The following is a 22,028-nucleotide window of genomic DNA, read 5'->3' as shown; positions in this document are numbered from 1 at the left end:
CGATGCGTGTTCTTCAAGTCTGTGCCGAAATCTTCCCGCTGCTCAAGACGGGCGGGCTGGCCGATGTCGCCGGGGCGCTGCCACCGGCACTGCGGGCGCGGGGCCACGAGGTCCGGGTGCTGCTGCCCGGTTTTGGCGCCATCCTGGCCGGGCTGGAGAGCACTGTCGTCGTCTGCGATCTGTATCCGCCTGCGGGGCTGTCCTGGGGGGCGGGCCGGGCGCGGCTGCTGTTCGGGCGGCTGCCGGCGGCGGATGTCGATGCCTACGTGATCGACGCGCCGGGGTTCTACGCCCGGCCGGGTGGCCCCTACGCCGATGCCCAGCAGCAAGCGTATGGCGACAACCACCTCCGCTTCGGCCTGCTGGGCTGGGTGGCGGCGGAACTCGCGCAGGGCATGGACCCGTACTGGAGCCCCGCTGTCCTGCACGCCCACGACTGGCACGCCGGACTGGCGCCGGTCTACCTGCGCGCCGCCCAGCAGGCCCGCCACCAGCACCTGGCCGGCAGCGTGTTCACGGTCCACAACCTGGCGTACCAAGGCTGTTTTGCCGCCCACCATTTCCCCGATCTGGGCCTGCCGGCGCAGTTCTGGGGGGTCGAGGGGGTCGAGTTCCACGGTCAGCTCAGTTTCATGAAGGGCGGTCTCTACCACGCCGACCGCCTCACCACCGTCAGCCCCACCTACGCCCGCGAGATCCAGGGCGCGGAGCAGGGCTGCGGACTAGACGGCCTGCTGCGCACGCGGGCGGCGGACCTGTCGGGCATCCTCAACGGGGTCGATGGCGCGGTGTGGAGTCCGGCGGTCGATGCGCTGCTGCCGGCCTGCTACGACCGCGATGACCTCTCGGGCAAGGCCGTGTGCAAGGCCGCGCTGCAGCAGTCGCTGGGGCTGGCGGTCGATCCGGCGCGGCCCATCGTCTGCATCGTCAGCCGCCTGACGGAGCAGAAGGGCTTGCACCTCGTCCTGCAGGCGCTGCCGGGATTGGTCGCGCAGGGCTGGCAATTCGCCATGCTCGGCAGCGGCGATGCCTGGATGGAAGCCGCCTTCCGCGACGCCGCCGCCGCGCAGCCCGCGTCGATCGCCGTCCGCCTGGGCTATGACGAGCCGTTCGCGCACCGCCTCATCGCCGGCAGCGACGCCATCCTCGTGCCCTCGCGCTTCGAGCCGTGCGGCCTGACGCAGCTCTACGGGCTGGCCTATGGGACGCTGCCCATCGTGCGCCGCGTGGGCGGTCTGGCCGACACCGTCGCGGACACGCAGCTCGACACCCTCGACACCACCGCCACCGGCTTCGTCTTCGACGCCTTCACCGCCGACGCGCTGCAAGCCGCCGCCGCCCGCGCCCTGGCCTTGCACCGCCGCCCGGCCGACTGGGCCTTGGTGCGCGACCGGGCGATGCGGCAGTCCTTCGACTGGGACGCTGCAGCCGCCCAGTACGAGGCGCTGTACCACGCCGTTGCCTGATTCTTGATCCCGATTCTGATTTCGATTCCGATCCGACCATGGACCTCACCCAGTTCGAACACCAGTACGACCACCTCGCCCGCGATGTCGGTGCCTTCAAGCGCGCGATCTCCAACAAGCTGATGTACAGCGTGGGCAAAGACCCGGTTTCGGCGCTGCCGCAGGACTGGCTGCACGCGGTGTCCTACGCCGTGCGCGACCACCTCGTCGAACGCTGGATGAAGACGACGCGCGCCCAGTACGCGCAGGACGTGAAGCGCGTCTACTACCTCTCGATGGAGTTCCTGATCGGGCGCACCTTCTCCAACGCCATCCTCGCGCTGGAGCTGATGCCCACGATCCGGCAGGCGCTGGCGGAGCTGGATGTCAACATCGACACCGACCAGCTCTTCGATCTGGAGCCGGACGCCGCGCTCGGCAACGGCGGTCTGGGGCGGCTGGCCGCGTGTTTCCTCGATTCGATGGCGACGCTGGGTGTCCCCGGCTTCGGCTACGGCATCCGCTACGACTACGGCATGTTCCGCCAGCAGATCGTCGAAGGTCGGCAGGTCGAGGCGCCCGATTACTGGCTCACCACCGGCAACCCGTGGGAGTTCCCGCGCCCCGAGGTGCAGTACCGTGTGCGCTTCGGCGGTCAACTGGAGCAGCACGGCGAGACGGTGCGCTGGGTCGGCACCGACGACGTGCTGGCGATGGCCTACGACACCATCATCCCCGGCTACGGCACCGAGGCGACCAACACGCTGCGGCTGTGGTCCGCCAAGGCCACCGAGGAGATGAACCTGCGCGCCTTCAACCAGGGCAACTACTTCGGCGCGGTCGAGGGCAAGAACCACTCCGAGAATGTCTCGCGGGTGCTCTACCCGGACGACTCCACTCCGTCGGGGCGGGAGCTGCGGCTGCGGCAGGAGTATTTCTTCGTCTCCGCCAGCCTGCAGGATCTCGTGCGGCGCTATCTGCGCACGCACACCGGCTTCGAGGCGCTGCCCGACAAGGTCAGCGTCCACATGAACGACACGCACCCGGTGCTGGCGATTCCGGAGCTGATGCGGCTGCTGGTGGACGAACACCGCGTGCCGTGGCTGCAGGCGTGGGCGCTGTGCCAGAAGGTGTTCAGCTACACCAACCACACACTGATGCACGAGGCGCTGGAGACGTGGCCGGTGGCGATGTTCGAGCGCGTCCTGCCGCGGCACCTGCGCATCATTTTCGACATCAACGCGCACTTCCTCGGCGATGTCAGCGCCCAGCACGGCCACCAGCCCGAGCTGCTGCGCAAGTTGTCGCTCATCGACGAGGAGGGCGGGCGCCGTGTGCGCATGGCTTACCTCGCGGTCGTGGCGAGCCACTCGGTCAACGGCGTCTCGGCGCTGCACTCGCAGTTGATGACGGAGTCGATCTTTGCCGATTTCGCCCAGCTCTGGCCGGAACGCTTCAACAACAAGACCAACGGCGTGACCCCGCGCCGCTGGCTGGCGCAGGCCAATCCGGGCTTGGCTGCGCTGCTCGACCAGCGGCTCGGGCGCGGCTGGCGGCGCCAGCTTGACCAACTGGAAGGGCTGCGCCACGCGATCGAGCTGCCCGGTTTCCTGGGGGCCGTGCGCAAGGTCAAGCGCCAGAACAAGGAGCGGCTGGCCCGGCTGGTGCTCAAGCAACTGGGCGTGGACCTGAACCCGGATGCGCTGTTCGACGTGCAGGTCAAGCGCATCCACGAGTACAAGCGCCAGCTCCTCAACGTGCTGCACGTCATCACCCGCTACCAGCGCATCCTGGCGAACCCGGATGCGCAGTGGGTGCCGCGGGTCGTCGTGTTCGCGGGCAAGGCGGCCTCGGCCTACCACCAGGCCAAGCTCATCATCAAGCTCATCAACGACGTGGCCGCCACGGTCAACAACGACCCGCGCGTTGGCGGTCGGTTGAAGGTGGTGTTCATCCCGAACTACAGCGTGAGTCTGGCCGAGGTCATCATCCCGGCGGCGGATCTCTCGGAGCAGATCTCCACGGCCGGCACCGAGGCGTCCGGCACCGGCAACATGAAATTCGCCCTCAACGGCGCGCTGACCATCGGCACGCTGGATGGCGCCAACGTCGAGATGTGCGAGCAGGTGGGGGCGGAGAATTTCTTCCTCTTCGGCAACACCACGCCGCAGGTGGCCGAACTCCGCGCCGAGGGCTACGACCCGCGCACGTACTACGAAACCGATGGCGAGCTGCGCGCCACGCTGGACGCGATCCGCAACGGCGTGTTCAGCCCGTCCGAGCCGGCACGCTTCCAGGCGATTTTCGACGCGCTGGTGAACTGGGGCGACCATTACCTGCTGCTGGCCGACTACGCCGACTACATCGCGACGCAGGACCGGGTCGATACGCTCTACCGCAACGCCGACGAGTGGTCGCGCCGGGCCGTGCTGAACATCGCGGGCATGGGTGCGTTCTCGTCCGACCGCACCATCGCCGAGTACGCGCACGGCATCTGGCACTCCCGACCGGTGCTGCTGGAAAAGCCCCCGATCTAGCCCTGGTACTGCCCTTGCCCGCCCAAGCCGTGCTCCGCACGGCTTTTTGTTTTTGCGGCATTGTTTTTTTCATTATTTTTTGAATTTTCAATAACGGATCCGCAGGTGTTCAAAAAAACCACTCCAGTACCAAGGTAAAACCCGCAGCCACTGGCTCCAAGGGGTTTCTCATGGCGTCAGTGCGTGTCATATTCACGGGTAATAAGAAGTTAAGAAAAGCAAATGCGACAAGGAGTTATGCATGTCCGGCCCACAGTCTCGCGTGCAACGCACTGCCAGGGGATTCACGCTGCTGGAGCTGCTGGTGGTGATGGTCATCATCGGTTTACTGGCCAGCATCGTGGCACCGCAGTATTTTTCCCAACTCGGCAAAAGCAATTCCAAAGTGGCAAAAGCGCAAATCGAGGCGTTTTCTCAAGCCCTCGATCAATACCGGCTGGACGTGGGTCAATACCCGACGACCGAGCAGGGACTGGTTGCACTGCGCGCCATGCCAGCCGGGGCATGGGCGGGCAAATGGCAAGGCCCGTATCTGAAGCGCGACATCCCAGCCGATCCGTGGGGCCGTGCGTATCTCTACCAGGCACCGGGTCAGCACGGCGACTTTGACCTGTCGAGCACCGGGTCAGACGGCCAGCCTGGCGGACAGGGCGAAGCCGCTGACGTGACCTCCTGGTGACGCGCATGGTGGCTTCGCACACGACACCGCGCCAGCGCCGCCAGACCGCGGTGGCGGGCCGGCCGGATGCCCGCCCTGGTGGGTCGCTGGACGAGGAGCAATTCGCCCGCGACCTGAGCTTGATGCTGCGTTCAGGGCTGGGCGTGATGGATGCGCTGGAGACCTTCCGCGAACAGGCAACGGGGGCAGCGGCCACGGTGCTGGCCACGCTGGTGCTGCGGCTGGAGTCGGGCGAGGCACTGGCGGCAGCGATGGCGGCCAGCGGGCGGTTCAGCCCCGGGCTGCTGGCCTGCGTGAAGGCCAGCGAGGTCACGGGCGATCTGGACGAGAGCCTGCTGCGGTTCGCCACCAACGCCACCCGCCTGCGCCAGATGCGCAGCAAGCTGGTGTCGGCGCTGGTGTATCCGGCGCTGCTGATCGTGGTGGCGGGGGCGGTGGTGCTGTTTCTGCTGGCCTATGTCGTGCCGCGGTTCGCCCTGGTGCTCGACAACAGCCAGCAGGCGCTGCCGGGCCTGTCGCTCGCGTTGATCTGGCTCGGCAAGGCGCTGTATGCCCACCAGCCACTGGTGTGGCTGACGCTGGCTGCCGTGGTGGTGGTCGGCACGCTCGCCACCGTGCGCGCCAGCCGGGCCGGCACGCTGACCGAACAATGGACCCGTCTGGCCACCCGCCTGCCCGGACTCACCCGCCTGGTGCGCCTCTACGGACTCGGCCAGACCACGCGGACGGCGGCGATGCTGGTGCGCTCGGGCATTCCGGCCTTGCGGGCGCTGACGATGAGCCGCGAGCTGCTGGTGCCGGCTGACCGGGGGCGGCTGGACCGCGCGATCCGGGCGGCCACGGACGGCGCGCCGCTGGCCGCCAGCCTGTTCGAATTCGGCCTGCTCGACCGGCTGGGGCTGCAGGTGCTGCGCGTGGCCGAGCAGACCGGCGCACTCGACCTCGCGCTCGACCGGCTGGCCGACGTGCATGAACACCACCTGGAGCGCCAGCTCGAACGCGCCGGGCGCCTGATCGAGCCGGTCGTGATGCTGGTCATCGGACTCGTGATCGGGGGGATCGTCGTGCTGATGTACCTGCCGATCTTCCAGCTCGCCGCCAGCATCCAGTGACCAGTGATCCAGTGACTGTGACCCAGACGCACACCATGTCCTTGACGACTGTCCCGCCCACACCGCCGACCTCGGCCAACCCGCCCGCCAGCGCGCAGCCCGTGCTGGAGCGGCTCGCTGCCCGCTGGGCACAGGAGGCGCCCGACGGTGCCCTTGCCGCAGACGATGCCGCCCGCCGCGCCTGGCTGTGCCAGCGCAGCGGCATGCCCTGGAGCGCCATGGCCGACTGGGACACGGCGGCCGTCGATGCCCGGCTGGTGCCGTTTGCAGACGGGCAGCGGCGGCTGTGCCTGGCGCTGCGGCACCCGAGCCACGGGCGCGTGATCGTCCTGGCCGACCCCTTCGACCGGACCACGCGGCTCTGGCTGGACGGCCGCCTGCGCACGCTCGGCCATCCACCCACGCAGTGGTGCGTGGGCGATGCCCACGAGCTGCAGGCGTTTTACGGCCGCCTGGAGCGGGACTTGCGCGCCCTGGACGTGCAGGCCGACGACAACCTGGCCCAAGGCGAGAGCACCCAGGACGGCAGCGAGGCGCTGGAGCTGTCCCTGGCCGACATCAGCACCGACGACAGCCCCGTCGTGCGCTTCGTCAACAGCACGCTCTACGACGCGCTCAAGGCCCGCGCCAGCGACATCCACCTCGAAACTGGTTCGCAGGGACTGGCCGTGCGCTACCGGCTGGACGGCGTGCTGCAGGGCATCGTCAAGCTCGACGGGCAGGACCATGCGGCGCGGGTGATTTCGCGCCTGAAGGTGCTGGCCAACCTGGACATCACCGAGCGGCGCTTGCCGCAGGATGGCCGCCTGCGCCTGCGCACGGCCGACCGCACCGTCGATGTCCGCGTCTCGGTCATGCCCAGCCTGCACGGGGAAGACGCCGTGCTGCGCATCCTCGACCGTTACCAGCTCGCTGCCGACGACCGGCTCAACCTCGACCACCTCGGCTTTGCACCGGCGCAGCGGCGCTTCATCGCGAAGATGGCGCGGATGCCGCACGGCCTGTTCCTCGTCACCGGCCCGACCGGCAGCGGCAAGACCACCACGCTCTACGCCATGCTCTCGGAGATCAACACCGGGCAGGACAAGATCGTCACCATCGAAGATCCGGTGGAGTACCAACTGTCCGGCGTGCTGCAGATCCCCGTCAACGAGGCCAAGGGCCTGAGCTTCGCCCGCGGCCTGCGCTCCATCCTGCGCCACGACCCGGACAAGATCATGGTCGGCGAGATGCGCGACGCGGAGACGGCGCAGATCGCCGTGCAAGCCGCGCTGACCGGCCACCAGGTCTTCGCCACCGTCCACGCCAACAACGTCTTCGACGTGATCGGTCGCCTTTCGACGATGGGTGTGGATCCGTACAACCTCGTCTCGGCGCTCAACGGCGTTCTCGCGCAGCGGCTCATCCGCAAGGTCTGCACCGAATGCGCCGAGCCCGCCCCGCCGGATGACGAGTTGATCGCCCTGAGCGAGTTGCCAGCGGACACGGCGGGCTGGCGGTTCCTGCGCGGGCGCGGCTGCGTCCACTGCCGCGGCACCGGCTACCGCGGACGCAGCACCGTCTCGCAGATGCTGACGCTCGACGTGGGCCTCAAAAGCCTGATCGCCGAGCGCGCCAGCCCCTCCGTGCTGCGCGAAGCCGCCCGCGCCCGCCAGCTCAACTCCCTGCGCGACGCGGCCCTGGACGCCGTGCGCGCCGGCACCACCACACTGGAAGAGGCCAACCGTGTCACTGCGCTGGAGGAGTGAGCTGCTGGTGCGCCTGGGCGCGCAGCACTGCGAGGTGTGCCTGCCGCAGGGCGTGGTCCATGTGGTCGAGGGCACGGGGGCGACCGCCATCCACGCGGCGCTGGGCGCGCTGGTGGCGCAGGGCCACACGCTGCCACGGCGGGCGCGGGTGCTGCTGGGCGAGGACTTGCTGCACCTGTGCGTGGTCGATGCCGAAGCGGAACAGGCCCAGACCGAGGCGCAGGCGCGGGCGTGTGCGGCGGCGCTGCTGGCCCAGGTGCTGGGCGGACGCACCGATGACCGGCAGGTGGAGGTCAGCCTGCTCGACCACGGCCACGCCTGGCTGGCCGCCGCCGTGGACATCGCGGCGCTCGACCACGCGCTGGACGCGCTGATGCACCACGGGATCGAGGCGCGGCGGGTGGGGGTGGCGGTGCTGGACGATCTGCGGGCGGTGCAGGCGCACTTGCCCCGCGAGGTCCACACGGTGGCGCTGGTGCGTGAACGCGGGGTCAGTTTGCTGGGTTTCGAGCGGGGGCGGCTGGTGGCGGTGGAGTGGGAGCACCTCGACTGGCGCGACCGGGACACCTTGTTCCAGCGCCTGTCGGCCTACGCCGGGCCGCCAGCGGCGTGGCCATCGGCGGCATCGGCGGTGCGACCAGTGGCCCACCGCGGCACGGCAGCCGGCGGACGCACAGGTTTTCTCCAACCCGAATCGGCCCGGCAGACCACGGCCCTCGGCGGCGCTGCACGCGACACCGGCTGGGTGATGCTGCCGCCGCGGCTAGGGGCGGGCGTGGTCGGTGACACCGGAGGCGCGCGCTAGATGATCGACATCGATTTTTCAGGCCGGGCACCGGCGCGTCCGCTGGGCTGGGCCTTGCTGGGGGCCGGGGTGCTTGCGCTGGCGTGGCAAGGGTGGGGACTCTGGCGGGCGACCGCGCTGGCGGCGACACCGTCCGCGGTCCAGATGGCAACCCCGGTGCCTGCGCCGGTGGTCGTGCCCGCCGCCAGTCCGAAGGGCGCTCCGGCGGTGCCGATGACCGTGCCGCGACCGCTGGTGGACGCTGTGGTCGCGGATCTCGCTGCGCCGTGGGAAGACCTGCTGCGTGTGTTCGAGACGCGGGCGGGGCAACAAGTCACCGTGCTGCGGCTGGAGCCGGATGCGCGCAGCGGGCTGGTCCGGTTGACGGGCGAGGCGCGCACGCTGGCGGCGGTGCTGGCCTATGCGGGCGCGCTGGACACCGATCCGCGGCTCAGCCAGGTGCTGCTGACCCACCACCAGCGCCGCGCCGACCCGGTGGAGTCCGTGGACGCCGCCTCCGCACCACCGCGCCCCGTGGCAGCCACGGCGGTGGAGTTCACGCTCACCGCTGCGTGGCGCCCACAGGTCCGTACTGCGTTGCACCGAGGAGGTGTCCGATGAGCCGCGCCATGTTGTCCGTGGGACTGCCTGCAGCGCGTTGGCTGCGCTGGCTGCGTTGGCACGCCGGGCGGCGGCTGGGTTGGCCGGCGGCGGTCGGGGCGGTCGCGCTCGCCGCTGCGTGGAGCGTGGCCGGTGTGCGGGCCGAGCGGGTGGCGCACCAGGTCCGCAGCGCCGCCACCGCCCACCTGACGCCGCCCGCGCCACCCAGACCCGCCGCTGACCCGCGGGACGCCTGGCTCGCCAGCCTGCCCGACACCCGGCAGCGGCCCCAGCACACCGCCCGGCTGGTCAACGCCGCCGAAGCCGCCGGGCTGGTGATCGGCGCCAGCGACTATGCGCTGGAGTCGGTCACGCCGGGGCTGGTGCGGCTGCGGGTGACGCTGCCGGTGTCGGGCAGCTATGCGCAGATCCGGCGCCACATCGGGCAGGTGCTCGGGCAGTCGCCGTACACGGGGCTGGACAGCCTGCAGATCGAGCGCCCCAGCGGCGAGCGCACGGGCCTGCAGGCCACCGTGCGCTGGAGCTTGTACTTCCGGGAGCTGGCACCATGACCCCGTTGTTTCCTCCACGCCACCGGCTGGCTCCGCTGCTGGGCGTGGCGGTGGTGCTCGCGGCGCTGGCGGCGTGGCGCCTGGACGGCGCGACGCCAGAACCCGTGGCTGCCGCTGCGGCGGTGCGCCGGCCAGGGTCGCGGGTGCCACCTCCGCATCCGATGGCGGATGCGGATACTGCCGCTGTAGCCGAGTCCGTCCCCGGCTTGCCGCAGCGCACGGGTTGGCAGACGGCACCCGACGCCACCGATCCTGCCGATCCATTCGCCGCCCGTGCCGCACCACGCCCTCCAAGGCCCACCCCGCCGCCGCGGCCCGGACCCGCTGCCACGGCCGCCGTGGGCGAACTCCCGCCCCCCGCGCTCTCGCCGCCCCCGCCCCCGGCTCCACCTGCCTTGCCCTACCGCTACCTCGGCCAGATCGCCGATCCGCAGGGAGGCGACGCGCGGGCGTTCCTGTTGTTCGGCGAGCAACTGCTGATCGCGCGGCCGGGCGAGGCACTCGATGGGGGGTGGCGCCTGACCGCCATCCAGGCCCAGGCGCTGCGCTTCGAGCGGGTCAGCGACCGCCTGCCTCTCACCTTGGCCACTGCCGCCGCCACCGATGGACACTGACATGCACAGACCCTCCCGAACTTGGCCACGGACGTGGTCGCACACCTGGCGTGCCACCGCCGTGGCCGCCGCGGTGCTGCTGTCCGGCTGCGCGGCCCAGCGGCTGCACAGCGACGCCCAGGCCGCGCTGGCCGCCGGCAACACCGAGCAGGGGCTGGACCAGTTGCGCCAGGCCAGCGAGCTGGACGCCGGCAATGCCCAGTACCGCATCGACTACCTCAACGAGCGGCAGCGGGCGGTGCTGCGCCGGGTGGCCCTGGCGGACGAGGCGCTGCAGCGCGACCGGCTGGACGAGGCCCGAGCGCAGTGGCAGCGGGTGCTCGCGCTGGACCGCCACAACGAGCGGGCGGTGCGTGGTCTGGCCCAGATCGACGAGCGGGTGCGGGCCGCGGCGGCGCTGCAGGAAGCCCAGCGCCTCGTGACCGCCGGCCAGCACGATCTGGCGCAGGAAGCCCTGCGCCGCCTGCTGCGCGACCAGCCGCAGCACCCCGGCGCACTCGCCCTGCAACGCAGCCTGCACGACCAGCTCGCCGCCGACACCCTGGCCCGCGAGGAGCAGGTCGGCGCCCGTGCGGCCTTGCGGCGGCCGGTGTCGCTGCAGTTCCGCGATGCGAACGTGCGGCAGGTGTTCGAGGCGCTGGCCCGCGCCACGCAGCTCAACGTGATCCTCGACCGCGATGTGCGGACCGACCTGCGCACGACCTTGTTCGTCTCGGACGCGAGTGTCGGCGACACGATCGACCTGATCCTGATGCAGAACCAGTTGGACAAGCGCGTGCTCAACAGCAACACGCTGCTGATCTACCCCGCCACGCCCGCCAAGCAGAAGGAGTACGGCGAACTCAAGGTGCGCAGCTTCCAGCTCAGCAACATCGATGCGGCCCACATGGCCAACCTCATCAAGACGATGCTGAAGACCCGCGACATCCTCACCGACCCGCGCACCAACATGCTGGTCATGCGCGACACCCCCGAGGCCATCACCCTGGCCGAGCGGCTGATCGCGGCCAATGACCTGCCGGATCCGGAGGTGATGCTCGAAGTCGAGGTGCTGGAACTCTCCGGTTCGCGCCTGAGCGAGCTGGGCATCAACTGGCCCACGGGCGTCACGGTGTCCACGCCGGGCATCGGCACCGGGGCAGCCAACGGGTTGACCGTGGGCGATGTGCGGGCGCTGGGCCGCGACCAGTTGCTCATCACGCCGCTGGCAGTGGGCGCCAATCTGAAGCTGGTCGATTCGGACGCCAACCTGCTGGCCAGCCCGCGCATCCGCACCCGCAACAAGGAGAAGGCGCGCATCCTGGTCGGCGACAAGGTGCCGGTGATCACCAACCTGATCTCGCCGCAGCAGTCCGGGCAGTCGAACGTCATCACGGGGTCGATCCAGTATCTGGACGTGGGCATCAAGCTGGAGGTCGAGCCGCAGGTCTACGCCGACGGCGACGTGGGCATCCGGCTGAACCTGGAGGTCAGCAGCGTGGCCGATGTCATCAAGACCGCCAGCGGGCAGGCGTACCAGATCGGCACGCGCAGCGCCCAGACCGTGCTGCGCCTCAAGGATGGTGAAACCCAGGTGCTGGGCGGCCTGATCAACGACCAGGACCGCAGCGGCGCGCAGAAGGTGCCCGGACTGGGTCAGTTGCCCATCCTCGGGCGGCTGTTCTCGACCCACAGCGGCGACAAGAAGAAGAGCGAGATCGTCCTGTCGATCACGCCGCGCATCATCCGGCCGCTGACCATGCCCGACGCGCAGGTGGCGGATCTCTGGTCGGGCAGCGAGTCCACCATCCGCACCCGGCCGCTGCGGATCGAGCCGCTGGGCAGCGTGCGGGTCGGCGATGGGGTGCCGCGCGCGGCGGGGGTGGTCGTGGGCGGTAGTGGCAGTGGCAGTGGCAGTGGGAGCGGAGAGGTGGGTGTGGTGCCCGCCGTGCCGCTGCTGCCGCAGGCTGTGGTGCCGATGCCCTCCGGTCTGCCGGGCGGGGCGGCCACGATGCCGCGCTACCTGCCTGGGCGCACGCCCTTGCCCGTCGGGGCGGTTGCACCCCCGCCAGCGCCGGAGGCCGCGGTGCCAGCCGATCCCGCGCCGGCCGCGGACAAGCGTTGAGGCAGGGCATGGGCGCGCATCCGGGCCGGGCGCGTGGGTTCACGCTGATGGAGCTGGTGGTGACGCTGGCCTTGCTGGGCTTGCTGGCGATGGTGGCGGCGCCGCTGGCGGAGCTGACCGTGCAGCGCCAGCGGGAACAGGCGCTGCGGCTGGCCCTGCACGACATCCGCGACGCCATCGACCGCTACAAGGCCGCGGCCGACCGGGGCGACATCGCCCGTCGGATCGGCGACAGCGGCTATCCGCCCAACCTGGGTGTGCTGGTCGAGGGGGTCATCCACCAGCGGTCGCCGAAGGGCGAGCGGCTGTACTTCCTGCGGCAGTTGCCGCGCGACCCGATGGCGCCGCCTTCGGTCGAGGCGGAGCAGAGCTGGGCGCTGCGGGCCTACAGCAGCCCACCCGATGCCCCGTCGCCCGGCAGCGATGTCTACGACGTGCATTCCCGTTCCCGTGGGACGGGGATCAATGGCGTGCCCTACGCGCAATGGTGAACCTCGACGCGATGACCACGAACCCACCACCACCGTTCCAGGCCCGGCCACCTCGCCCGCACCGTCTGCCTCGTTCACCGCAAGGCTTCACGATGATCGAGCTGATCGTCGTGCTGGCGGTGATCGGGCTGCTGCTGTCGCTGGCCCTGCCGCACTACGTGCAGACGCTGGAGCGCGGCAAGGCCCATGTGCAGCAGCAGGATCTGGCCCTGATGCGCGAGGCGATCGACAAGTTCCACGGCGACCAGGGCCGCTACCCGGACCAACTGGAGGATCTCGTGCGCCGGCGTTACCTGCGTGCCATTCCGGCGGACCCGTACAGCGACCAGCCGGACTGGGTGGTCGTGCCGCCGGAGAGCGGGGAGGGCGGGGTGTTCGATGTGCAGGCCAATCCGCGCAACCGACCGGAGCCGAGCCAGAGCGCCCCCGTGGACACGGACGCCCGCGCCGACGACCCTCGCCCATGAAGCCGCACCGCCCGGATCAGCGCGGGATGTTGCTGCTGGGGGTGCTGGTGTGGATGGCGCTGGCCAGTTGGGCCGCGGTCAACGCGGGCCAGCGGTGGGCCGATGCACGCCAGCGCGACGCCGAGGCCGAGCTGCTGCAGGTGGGCCTGGCGTACCAGCGGGCGCTGGAGTCCTATTACTTCCAGTCGCCGCCGGGTCAGCGGCAGTTTCCGGCCCGCCTGGAAGACTTGCTGGCCGACCCGAGGTTTCCGACGCCGGTGCGGCATTTGCGCCAGCTCTACCGCGACCCGCTCGCGCCCACGCAGCCGTGGGGTCTCGTGCGCCAGCCGGACCAGCGCATCACGGGGGTGTACAGCCTGGCGCCGGGTCAACCCATCCGCAGCGTCCACGTCGATCCGCGCCTGCGGGGATTCGGCGCGGCGGTTCGGTATGCCGACTGGCGTTTTGTGGCCCGCACGGCTGCGCCGGCTCCATCGAATGCACCGAGCCGTATTCAAAATTAATTGCAGATTTGAAATAAATGAATATGCGTTGACACACCCGAAGTTAAATATTTGATGCTATTGATAATAGTATCAAATATTGTAACTAAAAGTTTGGTTAATATTAACAATTTGAGCTAATCAGTTCACAAAACATTGGTTCACATTCTTCTGCCTATACCGAAGAACTGGTACGATTTGGCACCATCCAAGCAACAACACAGAACAAACCACCCAGGTCACGCCTGATTCCGGCGTGACCTGTGGGAGAGCTTTGTCAAATCGACCGAATTGACCAACCAGGGCAGAGAAACATGAAGCGGATTCGATACGCGGGCGAGCAGCGCAACACGGCACGGCAACAGGCCATCCGTGGTGGAGTATTGGCCTTGAGCGTCGGCATGGCCGCGCCTGGCATGGCCGGTCCCGGATTCGCTGACGTCATCAGTCCCACAGGCACGCCTTTCCGTGTGCCCACGTATTTCTCCCACAGCCCCTCAGGTCCGCGCAAGACCCCGGTGGCCGAAGCGGCGGCCTTGTATCCACTGGGATACCCAGGTACCGGCAAAGCCCTGCGCAAGTTCATCGATCCCCTGCCACTGCCCGGCGCGGCCAACCAGCAGACCATGGCCGATGGCACCACGGTGCGGTATATCCCGACGGCGGTTCCCGAGAAGTGGGTGAATCCGCAAGGTGTGACGACGGGCGATGACTACTATGAAATCGCCACGCTAGAGTACACCCAGAAACTGCACTCTGACCTTAAAAAGCCCTCGACGCTGCGCGGCTATGTCCAGCTCTCGACAGCGCGCAATCCGGGCAAGCAAGTGCCGCTGACCTACCCCGATGGCAGCCCCATCCGGATTCAGGACACCAATCCTGATGGTTCGCTTAAATTGGATGCGGCGGGCAAACCGGTGATGAAACAGGCGCTGGCCTACGACAACCCGCATTATCTCGGCCCGCTCATGACCGCGGCGCGCAATGTTCCGGTGCGGATCAAGTTCCATAACCTGCTGCCGGTCGGCTCTGCGGTGATCCAGAAAACCGCGGCAGGTGCGCCCGTGCTCGACGCTTACGGGCAGGTGGTGGTGGCCAAGCGCAATGGCGATATTTTCTTGCCGGTGGATACCTCGCTGACCGGCGCGGGTGTCGGCCCGGATGGCATCAACCTCTATACCCAGAACCGCACCAGCATCCACCTGCACGGCGCCGACGCGCCGTGGGTCAGCGACGGTACCCCGCTGCAGTGGTACACCCCGGCGGGCGAGGCCGATCCGACCATTCCCGGCTCGCTGGCCAGCAAGATCGCCGATCCGGCGCTGCTGGCGCAATACCTGCGGGGCGCGAGTGCGGCCAATGTGCCGGACATGCACGAGCCAGGGCCGGGCGCCATGACGCTGTATTACCCGAACGGGGTCTCGGCACGGATGATCTGGTACCACGACCACACCTCCGGCCTGACGCGGCTGAATGTCTACTCGGGCATGGCCGCGCCGTACATCGTCACCGACCCGGTGGAGCAGGCCCTCGTGGCCAGCGGCGTGCTGCCCTCGGCGGCGGACACGATCCCGCTGGTGCTGCAAGAGAAGGGCTTCGTGCCGGACGACATCGCGCTGCAGGACGCGCACTGGAATCCGACGGCCTGGGGCGCGCCAGGCGATCTGTGGTTCCCTCACGTCTACGAGACAGTGCAAGACCCCAAGCAGGTCAACGGCTGGAACCAGGTCGGGCGCTGGCATTACGGGCCGTGGTTCTGGCCGGTCTTCCCGGCGCTGTATCCCTTGCCCAGCGGTCGCTACGGCGACGTGACGACCACGCCCGAAGCCTGGACCGACACGCCGCTGGTCAACGGCGTCGCCTACCCGACCCTCACGGTCCAGCCCAAGTCGTACCGGCTGCGCATCCTGAATGCGTCGAACGACCGGATGATGACGTTCAACCTGTTCAAGGCGGACACGGCCAATCCCTTCACGGACCCGGTGACGGGGCAGGTGCGCTACACCGAGGTGCCGATGGTGGCGGCTGCGCCCTCGGCAACACCGTGCGCGCCGGGGCAGTTGCGCCCGACGCTGGCTGGCGGTATCGCGACCTGCACCCCGGAGACCTGGCCCGTGGATGGCCGCAACGGCGGCGTGCCCAGCCCCTCCGCTGTGGGTCCGACGCTCTACCAGATTGGCAACGAAGGCGGCCTGCTGCCCAACGTCGCGCAGATCGAGCCGACGCCGACCAACCCGCTGTACGACGTGGGCCGCGCCACCGTGCTCAACGTGGACACCTCGGGCCTGTTCCTCGGCCCGGCCGAGCGGGCCGACGTGGTGGTCGATTTCAGCCAGTACGCGGGCCAGACGCTGATCGTCTACAACGACATGTTCGCCCCGGTGCCGGCCGGTGATCCGCGCAACGACTACTTCACTGGCGTGGGCGACCAGTCGCAGCAAGGCGGCGCCGAAGACACCTCCAAGGGCTACGGACCCAACACCCGCACGCTGATGCAGATCGTGGTCGCGGCCACCGCCCCGGCGGCACCGCTGGACGTGGCGCGTCTCGCCACCGAGATTCCCAAGGCGTATGCGGCGACGCAAGAGCGCCCGATCGTCGCCCAGTCGGCCTACAACACCGCGTTCGGCACGACCTGGAACGACAGCCAGGCTTACGCACCGATCTACGCCGGCAGCATCAAGATGCCGCAGCTCAAGTTTGTCCCCGGCGGCGGCAGCGGCGTGTTCAACGCGGTGCAGGTGACGTCTGGCGGCTCGGGCTATGTCTCGGCGCCCACCGTCACGTTCAGCGGCGGCGGGGCCACCCGCAATGCCACGGCCCAGGCCACCCTCAAGATCAGCACCGTCAACGTGACCCGTGCCGGCACCGGCTATCTGGTCGCGCCGCTGGTGACGATCATCACCAACGGCGGTGGCGGTGGTGGCGCTGCCGCGACCTCCACCCTCAAGGTCACGGGCACCACCATCACCAACGCCGGCTCCGGCTACACCGCTGCGCCCACGGTCACGTTCTCGGCACCACAGGCCGTTGGTGGCGTGACCGCCACCGGCGTGGCCACGCTCACGGCGGGCCGTGTCACGGGCATCACCGTCACCAACCCTGGATCCGGCTACACCGCGGCACCCTTCCTCACCTTCGGCCTGCCACCGACTGGCGGTGTCCGGGCCACCGGCACGTCCTCCGGTGGCGTGGCGGCGGTGACACTGGCCATCCCGGACCCAACCAATCCGTCGTCCGCCGGCGGTGGTGGCTACACCGACATGTCGCAGGTGGTGGTCAATTTCACGGCATCTCCCGCCGGCACCTTGGACGCCAACGCCGCCGCGACCGCGGCAGGCTCGGTGTTCGACGTGACCCTGGTCGATGCCGGCACCGGCTACACCGGTCTGCCCACCATCGGTTTCTCCGGCGGCGGCGGGGCTGGAGCCGCTGCCAGCGGCATCCCGAGCGGCAGCGTCCTGATCCGCCAGAAGGCCATCCAGGAGCTGTTCGATCCGACCTTCGGGCGCCTGAACGCCACGATGGGCACCGAAATTCCCTTCACCAGCGCGCTGACACAGACCACCATCCCGCTCGGCTACATCGACCCGGCCACGGAGATGTTCAGCGACAACGAGACCCAGATCTGGAAGATCACCCACAACGGCGTGGACACGCACCCCGTGCATTTCCACCTGCTCAACGTGCAACTGATCAACCGGGTCGGCTGGGACGGTTTCATCTCCCCGCCGCAGCCCAACGAGCTGGGCTGGAAAGAGACCGTGAAGATGAATCCGCTGGAGGATGTCATCGTCGCGCTGCGGGCCAAGAAGCCTGTGCTGCCCGGCTTTGGCTTGCCCTACAGCATCCGCCCGCTGGACCCGACGCAGCCGCTCGGCTCGCCCTTCGGCTTCACGCAGGTCAATCCTGCCAGCGGCCTGCCGGCCACGGTGGTCAACGCGATGGCCAACTTCGGCTGGGAATACGCCTGGCATTGCCACATCCTCGGCCACGAAGAAAACGACTTCATGCGCCCGATCGTGTTCGATGCGCGTGAGGGGATTCCCGGCACACCGAGCGGCTTCTCCGCCACGGCAGCCGCCAACGTGCAAGGGCTGGCCTATGGCGGCATCACCTTGCGCTGGACCGACAACGCCACGACCGAGTACCGCTACCTGGTGGAGCGCGCCGTCGGCGCCACCAGCACGGCGTTCACCCCGCTGGCGATGATCCCGGCCAACTCGGTCCAGTACATCGACACCCAGGTCAACTCGCTGACGACCTACCGCTACCGCGTCACGGCCATCGGCGCGGCTGGCTCGACCGCCACGCCCATCGCCAACGCGACCACGCCGGGCCTGCCCCCGATGGCACCGAGCGCGGTGGTCGGCGCCCAGGCGACCTACACGACGGCCACCGTCAGCTTCGTGGACCAGTCGATCGACGAAACGAGCTTCGTGGTCCAGGCATCGACCGATGGCGGTCTGACCTGGGCTGCCGCCGCCACCGTGCTGCGCACCGGCACGGCCACCACCGGCACCGGCGCTGGTGTCACCGCCACCGTCAACATCAACGGCGGTGCGACCTACCTGTTCCGCGTGGCCTCGTCGGGCCAGTACGGGCTGTCGGCCTGGGTGCCCTCGGCCGCAGTGACCACCATCGCTGCGCCTGCAGCACCCACGGCCGTGGTCGCCACCGTTGTCAGCAATACCTCGGTGACGCTGACGTGGACCGATGCGTCGGTCTCCGAAACCGGCTTCGTGCTGCAGCAGTCGCTCAACGGCGGCGCCTTCACGCAGATCGGCGCCACCGTGCCCACCCTCAACGCCGCCGGCACGGCACAGGTCTATACCCAGGCCCTGACCACCACGGCGGGCGCGAGCTACGTGTTCCGGGTGGCGGCGGTCGGCGCGCTCGGCAACTCGGCCTGGAGCACGACGCCCACGGTCATCTCCCTGATCCCGCCCGCGGCGCCCACGGCCCTGAGCGTGACCGCGGCGGTCGCTACGGCCACGCTCCGCTGGACCGACAACGCCAGCAACGAGACCGGCTTCGGTGTCGAGGTGTCGCTCAACGGCGGTGCCTTCACGCAGGTCGCCACCGTCCCGGCCACCACCGGCACCGGCGGTGCGGCGTCCTACGTCTACACCGCCACCGTCACCGGCAGCTACACCTTCCGGGTCCGTGCGCTGGGGGCGGCGAACTCCGCCTCGGCCTACGTGACCTCGGCCGCGACCACCTTGACAGCACCGACCATCAGCAACGTCCCGGCCACGCCGATCAACCTCACCACGGCCATCACCTCGGCCACCCAGGCCACCTTGTCCTGGACCGACAGCTCGGTCAACGAGACCAGCTTCCGGGTCGAACGCTCGGTCAACGGCGCGGCGTTCACGACGCTGCTCAACCTGACCAGCACCGGCGCCAACATCACCGGCACGGGGGCCGTCCTCAGCACGCCCGTCACCATCGCGCTGGGCAGCACCTATGTGTACCGGGTCACGGCCCGCGCCGGGGGCATCGCCAGCCTGCCGGCCACCGTGACGCTGGTGGCCGCCGTGCAGCCGGCCACCGGTCTGGCCGCGACGGCCAGCGGCACCACGGGTGCCACGCTGACCTGGACCGACAGCCCGAACGAAGCCAACTACCTGGTCGAATCGAGCACCAACGGCACCACCTGGACCACGCTCGGCACCACGGCGGTCAACGCCACCAGTTTCCCCGTCACGGGGTTGGCGGCGGGCGTGGCCTACACGTTCCGGGTGACGGCGCGCAATGGTGCCCTGAGTGCCACGCCGGCCACAGTGACACTGACCCTCGGCGGTCTGCTGGCACCCACCGGTCTGACCGGCGTGGCCATCAACAACATCCGCGGTGCCAGCGTGCAACTGAGCTGGACCGACAACGCCACCACGGAGACAGCCTATCTGGTCGAGCGTTGTCTGGGGGTGTGTACGGCAGCCTCCAACTGGGCGGCGCTGCCGGCGGTGACGCTGCCGGCGCAGTCCACGCAGACTGTCGTGACCCGGCTGGCGCGGGCAACGACCTACAGCTTCCGTGTCACCGCGCAGACCGCCACCGCGCAAAGCCCGACCAGCAACATCTTCACGGTGACGACGCCATGAAGACGGTCCGGCAACTGGGCAGCTTGGGCAGCTTGGGCATGGTGCTGTTCGGTCTGTCAGGCTGTGCCCAGACGGGTGGGCCTGCCGCCGCACCCGTGGCAGCGGACACGGTCGCACCCGCCACGGCACAGCAGAAACTGAGCTACGCCCTGGGCGTGCAGACCGTGCGCAACCTGATCCGCAGCGATGTGGCCTTCGATGTCGCCCAGATCGTCCAGGGCTTGCGTGACGCTGCGGCCGGCGAGCGCACCGCGCTGCCCGAAAAGGAGCTGAAGCTGGCCGTGGCCTCGATGCAGGCCGATGTCCAGCGCAAGCTCGCCGCCGACCGCGTCGGACTCGCCGCCCGCAACCGCCAGCGCGGCGAGACCTTCATGGCCGACTACCGGCGCCGCTCTGGTGTGCAGGTGCTGCCCAGCCAAGTCCTGCTGCGCGAACTGCAGGCGGGTCGTGGCGGCGCCCAACCACGCGAAGACGGCCTGGTGCGCGTCGCCTACCGCGGCACGCTGATCGACGGCAGCGAATTCGATGCCACCGAGGCGGGCAAATCCACGGCGCTCGATGTCACCCAGTTGATTCCCGGCTGGCGCGAGGCACTGCGCCACATGACACCGGGTGCCCGCTACGAGGTGGTCGTGCCGCCGCACATGGGCTATGGCGAGCGGGGTGTCGGGGGCACGGTCGGGCCGAACGAGACGCTGGTGTTCACGGTCGAGCTGATCGACATCCTGCGCTGACCGCGCCAGCGCCACCATGACCACCGACAGGACCACCACCTGCCGCCCAGGCCACCGTTTCGGCTGGCTGGCCGGTCTGGCGCTGGCGTGGACCGCGGCAGTGACCGGATCGGCCAGCGCCCAGGTGCCGCTGACCCAGCAAGGGCCGATGCGGCAACAGCACAGCCCCGCGCCTTCTGCCGCGTGGCGCAGCGAAGCCAAGGCGGACCCGGCCACCGTGGCGGCGGGACGGCGCTTGTACGTGGAGGGCGTGCTGCCGTCGGGCGGCTTGCTCACCGCGCGCCGCCAGGGGCTGGAGCTGACGGGCGAGGCGGCTGCCTGCGTCCAATGCCACCGACCCAGCGGACTCGGCTCGGTCGAGGGCACGGTGCAGATCAGCCCGATCACGGGGCGCTACCTGTTCGACCAGGACCGGCGGGCGGTGGTGCAGATGCACCTGCGCACCCTCAAGAGTTTCAACGAGCGGCACGCGCCCTACACCGCCGAATCGCTGGCAGCGGCACTGCGCGACGGGCGGCACATCAGTGGTCGCTCCCTGGACACGCTCATGCCGCGCTACACCCTGGGCGACGCCGACCTGGCGGTCCTCACCACCTACTTGCGGCAGTTGTCCTCGGACTGGTCGCCCGGCGTGGTGGACAAGCGCCTGCGGCTGGCCACGGTCATCACGCCGGATGTCGAACCTGCGCGCCGGCAGGTGTTTCTGGATACGGTCCAGGCCGCGGTGGCCCAGAAGAACAGCAACTTCGTGCCGGGTCAGCGGTCGATGTCGAGCGCGGCCGAGATGATCCTCGGCACGGAGCGTTACTGGGATTTCGAGGTCTGGCAGCTCGATGGCCCGCCCGAACAGTGGCCCGCGCAGCTCGCGCGCCGTTATGCGGCCAACCCGGTGTTCGCCCTGGTGTCGGGGCTGGGGCAGGGCGTCTGGGCGCCGGTCCACCAGTTCTGCGAGGCGCAGGCGCTGCCGTGCTGGTTCCCCAGCGTCGAGGCCCCACCGCCGGAATCGGACGACGACCGCTATTCGGTCTACTTCTCCCGCGGCATCGCGCTGGAGGCGGCCACGCTGGCGCAGCACCTGCTGTCCGCCCCGAACCGCCCGGCGCAGGTGCTCCAGTGGGCCACCGACGACGCCACCGGCCGCACCGCCGCGCAGGCACTCGACAAGGCGCTGCGGGAGGCGGGCATCGCCAGCACCACGCACTACCTCGATCCGGCCAGCAGCGCCGCGCCACCGCCCGCGTCGGCCAACGACACCGTGGTCGCCTGGCTGCGGCCAGCGCAGATCGAACGGCTGGGCGCGCAGCCACCACCGCCCGGCGCCGTCTACTTCTCCGGCCAGCTCGCCCGTGGCCGCACCGACGTGTTCCCGGTCGCCTGGCGCACACGGCTGCATCTGGTCTATCCCTACCAGTTGCCAGCGCGGCGACAGGCCGGCATGACCTACTTCCGGCAATGGCTCCAGGTGCGCCAGCTCCCGCTGACCGACGAGGTGCTGCAGGCCGAGGTGTATTTCGCCATCGATTACCTCAACGACACGCTGGTCGAGATGCTC

At 69.4% G+C, this 22,028-nt stretch carries 16 protein-coding genes; all 16 read left to right on the top strand.

All coding sequences use genetic code 11. The annotated features are described in order from the left end of the window. Nucleotides 1-2: 2 nt before the first annotated feature. Nucleotides 3-1,466, top strand: coding sequence for a glycogen synthase GlgA (glgA, locus tag QZW52_RS06635; protein WP_293996566.1), 1,464 nt, complete (start codon nucleotides 3-5; stop codon nucleotides 1,464-1,466). 38 nt (nucleotides 1,467-1,504) lie between these two features. After that, nucleotides 1,505-3,982, top strand: coding sequence for a glycogen/starch/alpha-glucan phosphorylase (locus tag QZW52_RS06630; RefSeq protein ID WP_293996564.1), 2,478 nt, complete (start codon nucleotides 1,505-1,507; stop codon nucleotides 3,980-3,982). 241 nt (nucleotides 3,983-4,223) lie between these two features. After that, complete coding sequence (gspG, locus tag QZW52_RS06625) at nucleotides 4,224-4,661, top strand: type II secretion system major pseudopilin GspG (protein WP_293996562.1); 438 nt, start codon at nucleotides 4,224-4,226, stop codon at nucleotides 4,659-4,661. Nucleotides 4,662-4,666: 5 nt separating this feature from the next. Further along, nucleotides 4,667-5,773 (top strand): type II secretion system F family protein, encoded by a 1,107-nt coding sequence (locus QZW52_RS06620; protein ID WP_293996560.1) that lies wholly within the window; start codon nucleotides 4,667-4,669, stop codon nucleotides 5,771-5,773. A 35-nt stretch (nucleotides 5,774-5,808) separates the two neighbouring features. Continuing rightward, nucleotides 5,809-7,521 (top strand): GspE/PulE family protein, encoded by a 1,713-nt coding sequence (locus tag QZW52_RS06615; RefSeq protein WP_293996558.1) that lies wholly within the window; start codon nucleotides 5,809-5,811, stop codon nucleotides 7,519-7,521. Then, nucleotides 7,499-8,326, top strand: coding sequence for a hypothetical protein (locus QZW52_RS06610; RefSeq protein WP_293996556.1), 828 nt, complete (start codon nucleotides 7,499-7,501; stop codon nucleotides 8,324-8,326). The genes QZW52_RS06615 and QZW52_RS06610 overlap by 23 nt, the downstream gene beginning before the upstream one ends. Beyond that, nucleotides 8,327-8,926 carry a hypothetical protein gene (locus tag QZW52_RS06605; RefSeq protein ID WP_293996554.1) on the top strand — a complete coding sequence of 200 codons (600 nt, stop codon included), beginning with the start codon at nucleotides 8,327-8,329 and terminating at the stop codon, nucleotides 8,924-8,926. It begins immediately after the preceding gene. Next, a complete protein-coding gene (locus QZW52_RS06600) occupies nucleotides 8,923-9,477 on the top strand; it encodes a hypothetical protein (protein WP_293996552.1) in 555 nt (184 codons plus the stop codon). Before QZW52_RS06605 ends, QZW52_RS06600 begins: the two co-directional genes overlap by 4 nt. Then, nucleotides 9,474-10,091, top strand: coding sequence for a hypothetical protein (locus tag QZW52_RS06595; RefSeq protein ID WP_293996550.1), 618 nt, complete (start codon nucleotides 9,474-9,476; stop codon nucleotides 10,089-10,091). The genes QZW52_RS06600 and QZW52_RS06595 overlap by 4 nt, the downstream gene beginning before the upstream one ends. A 1-nt stretch (nucleotide 10,092) precedes the next feature. Continuing rightward, a complete protein-coding gene (locus tag QZW52_RS06590) occupies nucleotides 10,093-12,195 on the top strand; it encodes a secretin N-terminal domain-containing protein (protein WP_293996548.1) in 2,103 nt (700 codons plus the stop codon). An 8-nt stretch (nucleotides 12,196-12,203) separates the two neighbouring features. After that, nucleotides 12,204-12,686, top strand: coding sequence for a type II secretion system protein (locus QZW52_RS06585; protein WP_293996546.1), 483 nt, complete (start codon nucleotides 12,204-12,206; stop codon nucleotides 12,684-12,686). Between the two features lie 11 nt (nucleotides 12,687-12,697). After that, nucleotides 12,698-13,153: a type II secretion system protein gene (locus QZW52_RS06580; protein WP_363226256.1), complete on the top strand. Its 456-nt coding sequence runs from the start codon at nucleotides 12,698-12,700 to the stop codon at nucleotides 13,151-13,153. Beyond that, nucleotides 13,150-13,656, top strand: a complete 507-nt coding sequence (locus QZW52_RS06575; RefSeq protein WP_293996544.1) for a type II secretion system protein — start codon at nucleotides 13,150-13,152, stop codon at nucleotides 13,654-13,656. Before QZW52_RS06580 ends, QZW52_RS06575 begins: the two co-directional genes overlap by 4 nt. Nucleotides 13,657-13,949: 293 nt before the next feature. Further along, nucleotides 13,950-19,742, top strand: a complete 5,793-nt coding sequence (locus QZW52_RS06570; protein ID WP_293996542.1) for a fibronectin type III domain-containing protein — start codon at nucleotides 13,950-13,952, stop codon at nucleotides 19,740-19,742. Further along, the gene (locus QZW52_RS06565) at nucleotides 19,739-20,476 is read left to right on the top strand and encodes an FKBP-type peptidyl-prolyl cis-trans isomerase (protein WP_293996540.1); all 738 of its coding nucleotides are present in this window, start codon (nucleotides 19,739-19,741) and stop codon (nucleotides 20,474-20,476) included. Before QZW52_RS06570 ends, QZW52_RS06565 begins: the two co-directional genes overlap by 4 nt. A 16-nt stretch (nucleotides 20,477-20,492) precedes the next feature. Continuing rightward, a partial coding sequence (locus QZW52_RS06560; protein ID WP_293996539.1) for a c-type cytochrome occupies nucleotides 20,493-22,028 on the top strand: 1,536 nt, incomplete at its 3' end.

Origin of the sequence: Sphaerotilus sp. (assembly GCF_013299175.1) — a bacterium.
In the GTDB taxonomy this organism is placed as follows: Bacteria; Pseudomonadota; Gammaproteobacteria; order Burkholderiales; family Burkholderiaceae_C; genus Sphaerotilus.
Note: the sequence above shows the minus strand (reverse complement) of the source record. Positions and strands in the feature narration are given on the sequence as shown.

Bases quoted from the DNA above. Each gene is read 5' to 3' on its own strand.
- QZW52_RS06590 (WP_293996548.1), top strand. From the start codon at position 10,093: ATGCACAGACCCTCCCGAACTTGGCCACGGACGTGGTCGCACACCTGG.
- QZW52_RS06595 (WP_293996550.1), top strand. From the start codon at position 9,474: ATGACCCCGTTGTTTCCTCCACGCCACCGGCTGGCTCCGCTGCTGGGC.
- QZW52_RS06585 (WP_293996546.1), top strand. From the start codon at position 12,204: ATGGGCGCGCATCCGGGCCGGGCGCGTGGGTTCACGCTGATGGAGCTG.
- gspG (WP_293996562.1), top strand. From the start codon at position 4,224: ATGTCCGGCCCACAGTCTCGCGTGCAACGCACTGCCAGGGGATTCACG.
- glgA (WP_293996566.1), top strand. From the start codon at position 3: ATGCGTGTTCTTCAAGTCTGTGCCGAAATCTTCCCGCTGCTCAAGACG.
- QZW52_RS06580 (WP_363226256.1), top strand. From the start codon at position 12,698: ATGACCACGAACCCACCACCACCGTTCCAGGCCCGGCCACCTCGCCCG.
- QZW52_RS06570 (WP_293996542.1), top strand. From the start codon at position 13,950: ATGAAGCGGATTCGATACGCGGGCGAGCAGCGCAACACGGCACGGCAA.
- QZW52_RS06565 (WP_293996540.1), top strand. From the start codon at position 19,739: ATGAAGACGGTCCGGCAACTGGGCAGCTTGGGCAGCTTGGGCATGGTG.
- QZW52_RS06620 (WP_293996560.1), top strand. From the start codon at position 4,667: ATGGTGGCTTCGCACACGACACCGCGCCAGCGCCGCCAGACCGCGGTG.
- QZW52_RS06630 (WP_293996564.1), top strand. From the start codon at position 1,505: ATGGACCTCACCCAGTTCGAACACCAGTACGACCACCTCGCCCGCGAT.
- QZW52_RS06575 (WP_293996544.1), top strand. From the start codon at position 13,150: ATGAAGCCGCACCGCCCGGATCAGCGCGGGATGTTGCTGCTGGGGGTG.
- QZW52_RS06600 (WP_293996552.1), top strand. From the start codon at position 8,923: ATGAGCCGCGCCATGTTGTCCGTGGGACTGCCTGCAGCGCGTTGGCTG.
- QZW52_RS06605 (WP_293996554.1), top strand. From the start codon at position 8,327: ATGATCGACATCGATTTTTCAGGCCGGGCACCGGCGCGTCCGCTGGGC.
- QZW52_RS06615 (WP_293996558.1), top strand. From the start codon at position 5,809: ATGTCCTTGACGACTGTCCCGCCCACACCGCCGACCTCGGCCAACCCG.